Annotated in this window: 19 protein-coding genes and 1 tRNA gene; 14 read left to right on the top strand and 6 right to left on the bottom strand. The window is 59.7% G+C overall.

Features of this window, described 5'->3' with window-relative positions:
* The first annotated feature begins 15 nt into the window (after positions 1 to 15).
* The 10 genes from secG to ACR0C9_RS03825 all read left to right on the top strand — a co-directional run bounded on the left by secG (position 16) and on the right by ACR0C9_RS03825 (position 8,357).
* Positions 16 to 381 (top strand): preprotein translocase subunit SecG, encoded by a 366-nt coding sequence (gene secG / locus ACR0C9_RS03870; RefSeq protein ID WP_170453086.1) that lies wholly within the window; start codon positions 16 to 18, stop codon positions 379 to 381.
* 160 nt (positions 382 to 541) lie between these two features.
* Positions 542 to 2,185 (top strand): CTP synthase, encoded by a 1,644-nt coding sequence (locus tag ACR0C9_RS03865; protein WP_170451529.1) that lies wholly within the window; start codon positions 542 to 544, stop codon positions 2,183 to 2,185.
* A 97-nt stretch (positions 2,186 to 2,282) separates the two neighbouring features.
* Positions 2,283 to 3,059 carry an isocitrate lyase/PEP mutase family protein gene (locus ACR0C9_RS03860; protein WP_170451531.1) on the top strand — a complete coding sequence of 259 codons (777 nt, stop codon included), beginning with the start codon at positions 2,283 to 2,285 and terminating at the stop codon, positions 3,057 to 3,059.
* A 183-nt stretch (positions 3,060 to 3,242) separates the two neighbouring features.
* Positions 3,243 to 3,692 (top strand): tellurite resistance TerB family protein, encoded by a 450-nt coding sequence (locus ACR0C9_RS03855; RefSeq protein ID WP_170451533.1) that lies wholly within the window; start codon positions 3,243 to 3,245, stop codon positions 3,690 to 3,692.
* Positions 3,693 to 3,712: 20 nt separating this feature from the next.
* A complete protein-coding gene (locus tag ACR0C9_RS03850) occupies positions 3,713 to 4,150 on the top strand; it encodes a tellurite resistance TerB family protein (RefSeq protein WP_170451535.1) in 438 nt (145 codons plus the stop codon).
* A 5-nt stretch (positions 4,151 to 4,155) separates the two neighbouring features.
* Positions 4,156 to 4,899: a phosphate/phosphite/phosphonate ABC transporter substrate-binding protein gene (locus ACR0C9_RS03845; RefSeq protein WP_480780531.1), complete on the top strand. Its 744-nt coding sequence runs from the start codon at positions 4,156 to 4,158 to the stop codon at positions 4,897 to 4,899.
* Between the two features lie 125 nt (positions 4,900 to 5,024).
* On the top strand, positions 5,025 to 5,801 hold the full coding sequence (locus ACR0C9_RS03840) for an amino acid ABC transporter ATP-binding protein (protein ID WP_170451539.1): 777 nt from the start codon (positions 5,025 to 5,027) through the stop codon (positions 5,799 to 5,801).
* Between the two features lie 33 nt (positions 5,802 to 5,834).
* The gene (locus ACR0C9_RS03835; RefSeq protein ID WP_170451541.1) at positions 5,835 to 6,584 is read left to right on the top strand and encodes a transporter substrate-binding domain-containing protein; all 750 of its coding nucleotides are present in this window, start codon (positions 5,835 to 5,837) and stop codon (positions 6,582 to 6,584) included.
* Between the two features lie 82 nt (positions 6,585 to 6,666).
* On the top strand, positions 6,667 to 7,554 hold the full coding sequence (locus ACR0C9_RS03830) for an ABC transporter permease subunit (RefSeq protein ID WP_170630313.1): 888 nt from the start codon (positions 6,667 to 6,669) through the stop codon (positions 7,552 to 7,554).
* A complete protein-coding gene (locus tag ACR0C9_RS03825; RefSeq protein WP_480780418.1) occupies positions 7,551 to 8,357 on the top strand; it encodes an ABC transporter permease in 807 nt (268 codons plus the stop codon). Before ACR0C9_RS03830 ends, ACR0C9_RS03825 begins: the two co-directional genes overlap by 4 nt.
* Positions 8,358 to 8,428: 71 nt before the next feature.
* Here the strand turns inward: ACR0C9_RS03825 and ACR0C9_RS03820 are convergent.
* Positions 8,429 to 8,505: transfer RNA gene (locus ACR0C9_RS03820), tRNA-His, on the bottom strand.
* Positions 8,506 to 8,552: 47 nt separating this feature from the next.
* Positions 8,553 to 9,035: a GNAT family N-acetyltransferase gene (locus ACR0C9_RS03815; RefSeq protein ID WP_170451547.1), complete on the bottom strand. Its 483-nt coding sequence runs from the start codon at positions 9,033 to 9,035 to the stop codon at positions 8,553 to 8,555.
* Positions 9,036 to 9,112: 77 nt separating this feature from the next.
* Here ACR0C9_RS03815 and ACR0C9_RS03810 point away from each other — a divergent pair, with 77 nt between their 5' ends.
* The gene (locus ACR0C9_RS03810) at positions 9,113 to 9,301 is read left to right on the top strand and encodes a DUF6324 family protein (RefSeq protein WP_170451549.1); all 189 of its coding nucleotides are present in this window, start codon (positions 9,113 to 9,115) and stop codon (positions 9,299 to 9,301) included.
* A gap of 6 nt (positions 9,302 to 9,307) precedes the next feature.
* On the opposite strand, the gene ACR0C9_RS03805 is transcribed toward ACR0C9_RS03810, so the two are convergent.
* A complete protein-coding gene (locus ACR0C9_RS03805; RefSeq protein WP_170630316.1) occupies positions 9,308 to 9,739 on the bottom strand; it encodes an MmcB family DNA repair protein in 432 nt (143 codons plus the stop codon).
* A gap of 115 nt (positions 9,740 to 9,854) precedes the next feature.
* On the opposite strand from ACR0C9_RS03805, the gene ACR0C9_RS03800 reads away from it, so the two are divergent.
* Both ACR0C9_RS03800 and ACR0C9_RS03795 read left to right on the top strand, forming a co-directional pair.
* Positions 9,855 to 10,175, top strand: coding sequence for an ArsR/SmtB family transcription factor (locus ACR0C9_RS03800; RefSeq protein ID WP_170630317.1), 321 nt, complete (start codon positions 9,855 to 9,857; stop codon positions 10,173 to 10,175).
* Entirely contained in the window at positions 10,172 to 10,597 is a 426-nt protein-coding gene (locus ACR0C9_RS03795; protein ID WP_170621580.1) for an SRPBCC family protein, read from the top strand. The genes ACR0C9_RS03800 and ACR0C9_RS03795 overlap by 4 nt, the downstream gene beginning before the upstream one ends.
* A gap of 213 nt (positions 10,598 to 10,810) precedes the next feature.
* Here the strand turns inward: ACR0C9_RS03795 and ACR0C9_RS03790 are convergent, their stop codons facing one another.
* Positions 10,811 to 11,116: a hypothetical protein gene (locus tag ACR0C9_RS03790; RefSeq protein WP_170630319.1), complete on the bottom strand. Its 306-nt coding sequence runs from the start codon at positions 11,114 to 11,116 to the stop codon at positions 10,811 to 10,813.
* A gap of 94 nt (positions 11,117 to 11,210) precedes the next feature.
* On the opposite strand from ACR0C9_RS03790, the gene ACR0C9_RS03785 reads away from it, so the two are divergent.
* Positions 11,211 to 11,990 carry a helix-turn-helix transcriptional regulator gene (locus tag ACR0C9_RS03785; RefSeq protein ID WP_170451559.1) on the top strand — a complete coding sequence of 260 codons (780 nt, stop codon included), beginning with the start codon at positions 11,211 to 11,213 and terminating at the stop codon, positions 11,988 to 11,990.
* A gap of 156 nt (positions 11,991 to 12,146) precedes the next feature.
* Here the strand turns inward: ACR0C9_RS03785 and nusB are convergent, their stop codons facing one another.
* Positions 12,147 to 12,629, bottom strand: coding sequence for a transcription antitermination factor NusB (gene nusB, locus ACR0C9_RS03780; RefSeq protein ID WP_170621577.1), 483 nt, complete (start codon positions 12,627 to 12,629; stop codon positions 12,147 to 12,149).
* The gene (locus tag ACR0C9_RS03775) at positions 12,626 to 13,177 is read right to left on the bottom strand and encodes a 6,7-dimethyl-8-ribityllumazine synthase (RefSeq protein ID WP_480780417.1); all 552 of its coding nucleotides are present in this window, start codon (positions 13,175 to 13,177) and stop codon (positions 12,626 to 12,628) included. Before ACR0C9_RS03775 ends, nusB begins: the two co-directional genes overlap by 4 nt.
* Positions 13,178 to 13,179: the final 2 nt, after the last annotated feature.

Here is a 13,179-nt window from a genome sequence, read left to right as displayed (position 1 = left end):
CTGCACGGGACCACCATGGAAAACGTTGTTCTCATCATCCACCTTCTTTTGGCTTTGGGCCTGATTGCCGTTGTGCTGATGCAGCGGTCCGAAGGCGGTGGCCTTGGCATGGGTGGCGGCGGCGGCGGTGCCATGACCGGCCGCGCAGCGGCGACGGCATTGGGCAAAGTGACCTGGATTCTGGCGGCCTGCTTCATCGTGACCTCGATCACGCTGACCATTCTGGCGGCGCAGAAATCCTCGGGCAGTTCGGTGATCGACCGTCTGGGCGTTCCGGCCCCTGCGGCAACCGAAGAAAGCACACCTGCGGTTCCGTCGGCAGATGATCTGCTGCCTCCGGCAGAAGGCGACAACGCGCCGCTGATCCCGCAGGCCGACTGATCCACTAGACCTAGAAACCTGAAAGAGAACTGCAACAGCATCTTGCGGTTCTCTTGCGCTATGCGCGCGAATCCTTTATACGTGAAGTCCCGTGATGCAGCGGTTTTTCGGAACCGTCGGGCAGCTGATTTTGACGTCTCACGGGAGCAGCCGAAAAACTATGGCGCGATTTATTTTCATCACTGGTGGTGTGGTTTCGTCCTTGGGCAAAGGACTGGCCTCGGCGGCCTTGGGCGCGCTGTTACAGGCCCGGGGATATTCGGTGCGCCTGCGCAAGCTGGACCCCTATCTGAACGTCGATCCCGGCACCATGTCGCCGTTTGAACATGGCGAGGTTTTCGTCACCGATGACGGGGCCGAGACCGATCTGGACCTTGGCCACTATGAACGTTTCACCGGCGTGGCGGCCCGCAAGACCGACTCGGTCAGTTCGGGGCGGATTTACTCCAACGTGTTGGAAAAGGAACGCCGCGGGGATTACCTCGGCAAAACCATTCAGGTGATCCCGCACGTCACCAACGAGATCAAGGATTTCATCGCCATCGGCGAGGATGAGGTTGATTTCATGCTGTGCGAGATCGGCGGCACTGTCGGCGATATCGAAGGCCTGCCCTTTTTCGAAGCCATCCGTCAGTTCAGCCAGGACAAGCCGCGCGGTCAGTGCCTGTTCATGCACCTGACGCTGCTGCCCTATATCAAGGCGTCGGGTGAGTTGAAAACCAAGCCGACCCAGCACTCGGTCAAGGAACTGCGGTCCATCGGTCTGGCCCCCGATATTCTGGTTTGCCGCTCGGAAGGACCGATTCCGACCAAGGAACGCGAGAAGCTGGCACTGTTCTGCAACGTGCGCCCGGACAGCGTGATCGCGGCGCAGGATCTTTCGACCATCTACGACGCCCCGCTGGCCTATCACCGCGAGGGTCTGGATCAGGCGGTTCTGGATGCGTTCCAGATCAGCCCTGCACCCAAGCCCGATCTGGCCAAATGGGAAGACGTCAGTGACCGCATCCACAACGCCGAGGGCGAGGTGAAGGTGGCCATCGTTGGCAAATACACCCAGCTGGAAGACGCCTATAAATCGATTGCCGAGGCGCTAACCCATGGCGGCATGGCCAACCGCGTCAAGGTCAAGGTCGAGTGGGTGGATGCCGAGATTTTCGACACCGAAGACGCCGCCCCGCATCTGGAAGGCTTCCACGCGATCCTCGTGCCCGGCGGGTTTGGCGAGCGTGGAACCGAAGGCAAAATCAAAGCGGCGCAATATGCACGTGAGCACAAGGTGCCCTATCTGGGTATCTGTCTGGGGATGCAGATGGCCGTGATCGAAGCGGCGCGCAATGCGGCGGGCATCGCCGAGGCAGGGTCCGAGGAATTTGACCACGAAGCGGGCAAGCGGCGGTTTGAACCCGTGGTTTACCACCTGAAAGAATGGGTGCAGGGCAACCACAAGGTCGAGCGCAAGGTCGGCGATGACAAAGGCGGCACAATGCGGCTGGGGGCCTATAACGCGGTTCTGGCCGACGGCTCCAAAGTGGCAGAGGTCTATGGCGGCACTCAGATTGAGGAACGTCACCGCCACCGCTATGAGGTGGACATCAAGTATCGCGACAAGCTGGAAAAGGCGGGCCTGAATTTCTCGGGCATGTCCCCCGATGGCCGGTTGCCGGAAATCGTCGAATGGTCGGATCATCCGTGGTTCATCGGTGTGCAATACCACCCCGAATTGAAATCCAAACCGTTCGATCCGCACCCTTTGTTCCGCGACTTTGTGCGCGCGGCCAAGGACACGTCGCGTCTGGTCTGATCCGGTCGCTGCAAAGTGATGTACCGACACAATTAAGCGCTTAGCGAATGCCCGGCATGGGGTTAACTGTTGAACAAGCTTCGACAGGAGATACCCCATGACCACCCAAGCCCAACACGCCGAAACCTTCACCCGCCTGCACAAGAAAGGTGATCCGGTCATCCTGTTCAACATCTGGGACGCAGGCAGCGCCGCGGCCGTGCGCGACGCAGGTGCGCAGGCGATCGCGACCGGCAGTGCCCCGGTCGCGATGGCGCAGGGGTTCAAGGACGGCGAGAATATCCCGCTGCAGGCCGCCTTGGACAATGCAAAACGCATTGTGGCCGCGGTCGATCTGCCTGTTTCTCTGGATTTTGAGGGGGCTTATGCCGCTGATCCTGACGGGATTGCGGAAAACGTATTGCGGGCCCTGGACTGCGGGGTGGTGGGCTTCAACTTCGAGGATCAGATCGTCGGCGGTGATGGCCTTTACCCCATTGCCGAGCAGGCCACACGGATTGAAGCGATGCGCAAGGCGTGTGATGCGGCAGGGGTTCCGGCCTATATCAACGCCCGGACCGATATCTTCCTGAAAGCGCACGCCGACACGCATAACGCAGCCATGCTGGACGACGCGGTTGCCCGTGCGGCGGCGTTCCAGTCCGCCGGGGCCAGCGGGTTCTTTGCCCCCGGCCTGAAGGACGAAGCGATGATTGAGCAGCTCTGCGCAGCAACGGAGCTGCCGGTCAACATCATCGCCCTGCCCGGCACCCCGGACACACCGCGATTGGCAACGTTGGGCGTGGCGCGTGTCAGCTATGGCCCAGTGCCCTATCGCCAGATGGTGGCATGGCTGACGGAACAGGCACGTGGCGCCATCGACTACGCCAAGTAGGCGTCTGGTGACCTAGATTCAGGGACCGGACAATCTCAGTATCCCGACGTGTCACAAAAATGCGGATACCAATTCGCCAAGGCTGGGCGGGATTCGGTCGCTCTCGGCGATCTTGTGAATATTCATGCCTATGACGGGTAGTCCCAGCTTGGCGCGCCACAAAATATGGACTAACCTGACCTCATGTTGAAAAAGTTCTTTCAGGCGTTCAGACCGCCTCAGACCCAGCAACTGCCTGACCCTGATGCCGAACTGGCGTTGGGGGCGTTGATGGTGCGGGTGGCGCAGGCGGATCGCGATTACAAGCTGGAAGAAATCAGCCTGATCGACCGGATTCTGGCGCGCCTTTATCAGCATAACGCAATCGAAGCCGCCAAGGTGCGCGCAACCTGCGAGAAACTGCATGCAGCCGCCCCCGAAACCGACACGTTCGGCAAGCTGATCCGCGAGACCACGGGTCTTGAGGAGCGCATGGCCGCGCTGGACGCCCTGTGGGAGGTGGTGCTGGCCGATGGCGACTCGGATGAGGGTGAGATCAAGATCGTCGAGGAAGCCCGCGCTGCCATGGGGCTCAGCTTTAACGACAGCAAGGCCGCGCGCGAACGTGTGCAAAGCCGCTTGGAAGCCAGCTAAGCCGCGTCTATATCTGTGTCATGTTTAGTGATTTTCTGTCCCGGCTGACCCAGCCCGATCCCGACCCGTTGGTCGAAAACGATGCCCGGCTGGCCCTGACGGCCCTGTTGGTCCGCATCGCGCGATCCGACAATGACTATGCCGACACTGAAATGGCCGGGATCGACAAGGTCTCGGCCGAGCGCTATGGCCTGTCACCGTTCGAGGCCGCAGCCCTGCGCGCCCAGGCCGAAGACCTTGAGGCCGAAGCCCCCGACACCGTCCGCTTTACCCGCGCCATAAAAGAGGCCGTCGCCTACGAGGATCGTCTGGCCGTGGTTCAGGCTATGTGGTCAGTCGCGCTGGCCGATGGTCAGCGCACCGGCGAAGAGGATTCGCTGCTGCGTCTGGTTGTCAGCCTGTTGGGCGTCAGCGACGTGGATTCGGCGCGCGCCCGTCAGAAGGCTGCAAAAGCGTGACAGCGATGCTGGGCATGTATGACATGCCCGCCCTGCGCGCCGCCAATGACCGATTCTGGTCTTTGATCCATGCGAATCTGGGCTATGGCCCGCAGCATCTGGACCGATCCCGAGATGTCTGGGACGTCTGGCAGGATTCCGCTCTGATTTTTGCCCAGACCTGCGGGATGCCCTACCGCACCCGGCTGCATGGTCAGGTGCAGTTGGTTGGCACCCCGGATTACGACCTGCCCGGATGCCCCGCTGGCCATTATTGCTCGGTCCTTGTCGCCCGTGCGAATGATCCGCGCGATCTGGGCGATCTGACCAACGGAATTTTTGCGTATAATGAGGCGCTGTCTCAATCCGGTTGGGCTGCCCCGATCACGCATCTGACCGCGCTGGGTCTGGCTCCGACCCAGCTTTTGGAAACAGGCGGCCACGCGCTGTCCGCTCAGGCCGTGGCGGAGGGTCGCGCAGACTTTGCCTCGTTGGATGCGCTGACATGGGAGTTGCTGAAAGAGCATACAGATCTGGGCAGCCGTTTACGCGAAATCGCCCGCACGACCCCGTCCCCTGCCTTGCCGTTCATAACCTCGCTCGGCCAAGATGCGGACCAGATCGCCAAGGCTGTTCGGTCCGCCATTGTGGACCTTTCGGATGATGACAGGCGGCGGCTTCACATCTGCGGGTTGATCGATATTCCGGCGGATCAATACCTTGCGGTCCCAACTCCGCCCACGCCCGAAGCATTTGCGCGCAGAAGCTGACCGATTTGGTCATACCCTCTGGCCATTTTGGTTGATTAACCGCACGAATCTGTGATTTGCGCATTGCATTGCGCCCGTTTTTCCGCCCTATTACCGCACCAATACCAACAACAACTGGACCTTCCGTGTCAGACGCATCTGCCGTAATCGAGATCAGGAACCTTCACAAAAGCTTCGGTAATCTCGAGGTGCTCAAGGGCGTGGACATCACCGCAAAACGCGGCGACGTCGTGTCCCTGATTGGCTCATCCGGCTCTGGCAAATCCACCCTTCTGCGTTGCTGCAACCTGTTGGAGGACAGCCAGCAGGGCGAGATCATGTTCAAGGGCGAGCCGGTGAAGTGGAACGGGTCAGGAAACGGACGTCGCCCTGCCGATCCCAAGCAGGTCCTGCGCATTCGCACCAACCTGTCGATGGTGTTTCAACAGTTCAACCTGTGGGCGCACATGACCATTTTGCAAAATGTCATGGAAGCTCCGGTAACCGTTTTGGGCCGTGACAGGGCCGAAGTGGAAGACAGCGCGCGTAAGTACCTTGAAAAGGTTGGCATCGGTGACAAATGCGACGTCTACCCCGCGCAACTGTCCGGCGGCCAACAGCAACGCGCGGCCATCGCGCGCGGCCTGTGCATGGAGCCCGAGGCGCTGTTGTTTGACGAGCCGACTTCGGCGCTGGACCCCGAGTTGGAGCAGGAAGTCATCAAGGTCATCAAGGACCTGGCCGCCGAAGGGCGGACGATGATCATCGTGACCCATGACATGAAGATGGCAGCGGATATCTCCAGCCATGTCGTGTTCCTGCACCAAGGCCGGATCGAAGAAGAGGGCACGGCCGAAGATATCTTTACCTCTCCCGAATCCGAACGGCTTCGGGGCTTTCTCTCTGCCACTCAGGCGGCATAGTTTCAAAAACAGAACCAAACTGGGGAGTAACCAATGAAAAACCTGATTCTGTCCACCGCAGCGCTGGCCCTAACCGCCGGTATCGCCATGGCCGACACGGTCCGCATGGGGACCGAGGGCGCCTACCCTCCGTATAACTTCATCAACGACGCCGGCGAGATCGACGGGTTCGAGCGTGAAGTGGGCGACGAGCTGTGCAAACGCGCTAATCTGGACTGCGAATGGGTCAAGAACGACTGGGATTCGATCATTCCGAACCTGGTTTCGGGCAACTACGACACCATTATCGCGGGCATGTCGATCACCGACGAACGCGATGAAGTTATTGATTTCACTCAGAACTACTTCCCGCCTGCAGCCTCTGCCTATGTCGGTGCGTCGGACGGCGTCGACGTGAGCAGCGGCATCGTTGCGGCGCAAACTGCAACCATTCAGGCCGGTCACGTCGCGGAATCCGGCGCGACTCTGGTCGAGTTCGCAACACCGGAAGAAACCATCGCAGCCGTGCGCAACGGTGAGGCTGATGCGGTCTTTGCCGACAAGGACTTCCTGGTCCCGATCGTCGAGGAATCCGGTGGTGAGCTGGTCTTTGTCGGTGATGACGTCCCACTGGGCGGCGGCATCGGCTTGGGCATCCGCGAATCCGATGGCGAGCTGCGCGGCAAGTTCGACGAGGCGATCACCTCGATGAAGGCTGATGGCTCGCTGAACGAGCTGATCGTCAAGTGGTTCGGCGAAGGCGTGCCGACCTATAACTCTGACGGTTCGGTCGTCACCAACTGATCTGCACACATGGGTTCGGCGCCCCTCATAGCGCCGAACCTGTCCCGGCCCTGCGCCGGGGCTGACGTTCGAAAGACGCCGTATGTTTTCCTATTGCGCTGATCCCGACACGCTGGGCACGTTCCGCTGGTTCTCGTGCTACCTGACCAATGGTGTGCACTGGTCGTTCTACCTGTCGTTTCTGAAGGTCCTTGGGTTGCTGGCCGTGACCGCCCCGGTCGCGCTGAGTTTCGGGTTTGCAGGTGCAATGGCAGCCCGGTCGCATTTCGCTCCGCTCAGTTGGTTAGGTAAAGGATACATCGCCGTCGTACGCGGCGTGCCCGACATCGCGTTCTTTCTGTTCTTTGTGATTGCTCTGGATCAGGCGTTCGAATGGACACGCCACCAAGTTATGTGCCCGGAATGGACCGACCCGGTGCGTCAGGGCAATGACTTCATCGTCTGTCAGGCCGCAAAACTGCCCTTGGGCAGCGCACCGGAATGGGTGCACGAAACCTATGGGTTCGTGCTGGCCGTCATCACCTTCTCGATCGTCTTCGGTGCGTTTGCAGCCAACGTCCTGTTCGGCGGGATGCGGGCGGTTCCGCATGCCCAGCTTGAGACCGCCGAAGCCTATGGCATGACCCGCCGCCAGACCTTCTGGCGTATCCTCGTGCCGCAAATGTGGGTCTACGCCCTGCCCGGCCTGTCGAACCTGTGGATGGTGCTGATTAAGGCCACCCCACTGCTGTTCCTGCTGGGCATCGAGGACATCGTCTATTGGGCGCGCGAGTTGGGTGGCACCAAAACCTCACGCTTCACCGATTACCCCCATGGCGACTGGCGCATGTGGTATTTCCTGTTCCTGCTGATCTTCTATCTCGGCATGACCCGCATCTCGGAAATTGTGCTTGAAAGGCTGATGCGCCGCCTGTCCCACGGTCAGGCCACCGCGGGCGGAGAGTTGCTGCGCAAGGAGACGACGGCATGAGCTGCTTGCAAACCATACAGGACTACGCCCTCCGCTCTGTCGGCATTGGCGAGCGCTTGTTGCCCAAATCCGACTTCACCCTGTGCGAACAGTTCACCCTGATCGGTTCGGGCATGATCTGGAATGTCTATTTCGGGATCATGGCCCTTGCGACCGGGTTCTTTCTGGCCACCGCGCTGGCCGTTGGCAAGGCGTCCCCGAACAAATGGCTGCGCAAGCCTGCGGAATGGTTCATCTTCCTGTTCCGCGGCTCGCCTTTGTTCATCCAGTTCTTCTTTGCCTATTTCTTCTTCCTGTCGCTGAAGAAACCCTATCCGATGTTCGACGCCTTCACCTCGGCCTGGCTGGGGGCGCTGATCGTTCTGTTCCTCAACACCGCCGCCTATACGGGTGAGATCTTCTATGGCGCCCTGCGCTCGATCCCCAAAGGCGATATCGAGGCGGCGGATGCCTATGGCATGACCGGCTGGGCCCGCTTCCGCCGGATTGTATGGCCCACTATGCTGCGACTGGCATGGCCTGCATACACGAATGAGGCGATCTTTCTGTTCCACGCCACAACGCTGGTTTTCTTCTCGGCCTTCCCCGCCTGGCAACAGCGCGGAGATGCCCTCTATTACGCCAGCTATTTCGCGGACAAGACGTTCAACCCGTTTGTGCCTTACCCGATTCTGGCCTTCTATTTCATCCTGCTGACGCTGGTGATCATCTGGGGCTTTGGACTGGTCAACAAACGCCTGAACCGACATTTGCCCGCCGCGAAACAGAGCAAGATGAAATTCAAACTAAACCTGGCGCGCTGAATTCAGGCGCGCCAATTGCACATTGACGAACCCTGCCCAAAGGGCGATTTCGACATCTCATATTGGGGAAGTGGTACCGCCTCCCTGGCTTGAACAGGGGACCTCTGGATCCACAATCCAGCGCTCTAACCAACTGAGCTAAGGCGGCACTCGTGAGGGGCGATTTACCGAACGCGCCCGGGGAATGCAAGAGGATTAAAGCTGAATTTTCCAGCTTTGTTCGACAAGATCGACCCCGAAAGACCGCACCGGTTTGCTGTCCACCAACTGCCAACCGGTGGCCTTGTACAGCGCGCAGGCGGCCTTGTGGCTTTCATGGGTCCATAGCTGCATCTGTCTGTATTCGGCAGCCCGAGCAAAACCCATACAGGTTGCCAAAAGCCGCTTGCCCAGCCCCAAACCGCGCGCCTCGGGCACCAAGAGGAACAGACGGAGTTTTGCCGTCTGGTCATCCAGCCTGACGCAAAAGATACTGCCCAACCGCTCTCCGTCCCGCTCGGCGATCCAGCCGCGCTCGCAGGTCGGATCATGATCCGCGATGAAGTCGTCGAGAATACGCGCCACCAGCGGGGCGAATGTCTCATCAAAGCCCTCGTCCCGCGCATAAAGCGTTCCGTGCCGTTCAACCAGCCACGGGGCATCTTCGGCCCGGAATTGTCTGAGATCCACATTTGCCATGCCATATCTGAGCGCATTGGCGGCTTGATTCTCAACCCCGCGCGCGCTAGCACGAGTGCTCAGTCCCGGAGGCGCGTATGGGTATCAACACCGAACGAGACATTCAGGCCAACCTTCAGATCGGGCCTACCGATCAGGGGATGGTGCGTTTGTTCATCGAGGCCGATGGCATCGAAATTCCGATGGATTTCGACCCCGAAGAGGCCGAAGAAATCGCCGACGAACTGCGCGCAGCAGCACAGGCGGCGCGTGCCGTCAAAGACTGACCAGCTTCAAATTCGCGGATCACGCAGCGCCTGCAGACGGCGGGCCGCGTCGGTTGCAAATTTCTGGATCATCTTCTTGCGCCGCGCCGGGGCCAGCTTGTCTTCGGGTGCCATTCTGATGATCTCTGCATCATAAGCGTCGGCGATGATCAGGCCGGTTTCCTCGGGCAACAGCTCGGTCGGGAACTCGGTATCCACGGCCCAAAAGAATCGGTCGCACCACTCCAGATAGCCCTGCCATTTCGAATCCGACTGATAATCGGCGCGACTGGATTTACACTCGATCACCCAAAGCTCACCCTTCGGGCCCAGCCCCATCACATCGACGCGCAGGCCACGCGCCGGAACGAATTCCTCAACGGAAACAAAACCATGCGCGGTCAGGTGACGCGCCACGCCACGCGCAAGTTTCTGTCCGGGTTGCAGATCCAGTGTCATGTGAGAAATGTGAACAATTCGTGAACAAATGTAAAGCCTCCGCACGGGACTTGACATGATACCGTATGGTACTGCATTAATATGATACCAAATGGTATCTTTACCGAGGTGACAAATGCAGACCCTAACCCAAAACGCGTTTCGTGCGCTGGCCGACCCTACCCGGCGTGACATCGTCAAACTGCTGGCGTCCGAGGATATGACAATCGGCCAACTGACGGACCGCTTCGACATGACCCGCGCCGCCGTCAAGAAACACCTGACGGTCCTGTCTGATGGCGGGTTGATCACGGTTGAGGCGCGCGGTCGTGAACGCATCAATCGCATAGAACCCCGCGGTATGGCCCCGGTTCTGGACTGGCTCAGCTACTTTGACCAGTTCTGGGATGACCGCCTCAACTCTCTCAAGGAAGCTATTGAAAGGAAAGACAAATGACCAAATCTGTATTACAAAAAACGATTTTTCTGCGGGCCGAACCGGAAACCGTATGGGCCTATTTGACCGAGCCCGATAGGCTGGCGGAATGGTTCCACAAACCCCAGCGCCCATTGGCCAAGGGTCAAAAGCTTGAGATGTACGGAACCACCAGCGGCGACCTTTTGATCTGGGGCGACGTCCGCGAGGCGCGCGCGCCGGAATATCTGGAATACACCTTCACCGTGAAACCCATGGGCGACGCCGTCAGCGTGGTCAAATGGACGCTTACTCCGGTTGCGGGCGGAACGCGTCTGAGCCTGTTGCACGAAGGCCTGCCGCAGAATGCCGACGCCTTCGGCCTTATCCTGGCGCTGGACAACGGCTGGGACGAGCATTTCGGCAAGATGCGCACAGCATTGCACGAAACTGTTGACGCCTGACCCCTTGTGCGAACCCGTCAGACGCCCTAACTAACCGCTTGGCGGGTTCTGCCCTTCTTGTGACAGGTAGCATTCTGGTGGCCTTAAGCAATTCCGAGGGGGCTGGCTCTGTTCAGGTCCTGGCCTGATTACCCGGCGCCCACCTGTACATACAGGTCCTCGGGAATCACACCGCACGGTTGCTTGGCGGTCCCGCCACTTTTTCCCTGAAATTCAGCGCTCTGCGCGGGCGTCCTGCTTGACCAGAGCAGGTTCGAAGCTGTGCACAACGGGCGATCCGCGACGCGGGCCACCGGGCTTTTCGGCCATGCTCATGATCTTGTAGGCGAACTGCACCCCGGCAAAGACGATCCCGTTCATGAACCAGATCATCGCAAGCGCGATCAACCCGACCTCGGACCCGAAAATCAGCCCCCGCAGATTCGCAACATTCAGCGCCAGCAGCACCCCGACAAACACGGCCGAGATCACAAATCCCCATGCAACTTGCGTAATGTAAAGGCGGATCAGTTTGGGCATCACAAAGCTCCTTGTCTGATGCCACGAGGATAGCGCATGGTCGGGCAGAGTAAACCGCGCCCCGCCGGGGTGCGACACTGTATGCGGAGTTTCAATGAATGCCCTCAGCCTGTTCGCGCTTGACCTACTCGAAGCGCTGTCTTTGCGTCACGACGATCAGGAGCGGTGGGAGTTCACGTTAGACCGGCTGGCCGAGATCGGATTCAACGCGCTGAACATGGTGTGCTTCACGCCCGAGACCGGCGCGATCCATTGGGTGCGCAGTTCGATGTCCAAGGGCTGGCTGAACCGCTACGACACGCAAGGCTATGCCGAAGCGGACCCCATGCTGGCGCAGGTTCAGAACGGCAAGGAAAGCCTTTACGTGCAGGCCGCAAGCCTGAAACCGTCGGATGGCCATTCCGACAAGGCGCTGGATCTGAACCACGATCTGGAAAAGGCCGGATATATCCACCTGTATTCTCTGGTCGTGCCCTGCCCCGACAACGAGGCCAAACTGGTCGTGCTGGCCTCGGACCAACAGGACGTCCAGTTGATGATGACCGAACAGCAGCGGGACATGCGCGTCTTGGCCACCGTGCTGGCCACCAATCTGGGGTCGGACATCCCCAGCAATCATGGCCGTGTCTACGACATCGCCAGCATCGCACCGACCGCGCCGGACATGACACTGCGGGAATTGCAGGTTCTGAACCTGCTGGCGCTTGGCCACCGCAACGACAGGATCGCTGAACAATTGGGCCTGTCCGAGATCACGATACGCACCCATCTGAAAAACGCGCGTGACAAACTGCAGGCCCCAACCCGCGAATCCGCCTTGGTCCGCGCGATGCAGCTGGGCCTGATCGATCCGCAGCGCTATCGGAATCGATAGGTGGCGCGTCAGAGGATTTCCGTTAAAGTGCTGGTGTCTTTGGATAAAACTGTGAGTGGTGGACACCGGAGGCTTGTTTTAACAAGTGTATTGCAAACGTTCAGGCGCAGCTCGGTTTCGAGTCTGCGCCTTATTCTTGTCGTCCGGTGATGTGGCTCAGAACGCCTCGGGCTGGGCCTCACGCGCCATGTGGTCCAGCACGGCGTTGACGAATTTCGGCTCTTTGCCTTCAGGGAAGAAGGCGCGCGCGACGTCGACGAATTCGGTGATAACCACCTTGGGCGGCGTGTCGCTTTGGGTCAGTTCGGCCCCGGCGGCGCGGAACAGCGCCCGCAGGGTCGGATCGATGCGCGAGATCGGCCATTTGGCGACCAGCGCACGGTCGGTCATCTGGTCAATCGGAGCCTGATAGTTCACAGCATTGTCCACCAGCGAGCGGAAGACGCTGATATCGCCATCCAGCATCTCGTCCCCTTCATAGACAGCGCCAAACCGGTGATCCAGAAACTCATTCACGACGGCTTCGGTCGTCTGGCCCGACTGCTCCATCTGGAACAGCGCCTGCACGGCATAAAGCCGGGCGGCGGATTTCATCAGGCGTTTCTGGTTGGCCGGTTTCGGCGCGTCTGTCTTGGTCATGCTGTCGAGGGTCCGTTGCTGTCGCCCGCCACAAGGATGGACTCGGACGGCGGCTTGAATCCGACGCCCTTTTTGGAAGAGCCCCACTTACGGCTGAGCGCGATCAGATGCAAGGCCGCAGCAGCCGCGCCGCCGCCTTTATTCATCTTTTCGAGGTTGGCGCGAACTTCGGCCTGATCGTCATTTTCCACAGTCAGGATGCCGTTGCCGATGCACAGGCCCTGCAGGCCCAGCAACTGAATGGCGCGGCTGGAGTCGTTGCAGACAGTCTCATAGTGCGTGGTCTCACCGCGAATGACGCAGCCCAGTGCGACATAGCCGTCGAAATTGCACTGGCGGTCCGCCATAGCGATGGCGGTGGGGATCTCCAGCGCGCCGGGCACCTCGACAACCTCACAGGCGCCGCCAGCTGCTTCGATCTCGGCCTTCGCACCGGCGATCAGGTTGTCTGCAATCGCGCGATAGAAAGGGGCCGCCACGATCAACAGCTTCACCGGCTTGTCGAATTTGGGTGTCGGCAAAACGCCATGTTCGTCTTGAGCAGCCATGA

This window comes from Ruegeria sp. C12 (genome assembly GCF_056537745.1).
Note: the sequence above shows the minus strand (reverse complement) of the source record. Positions and strands in the feature narration are given on the sequence as shown.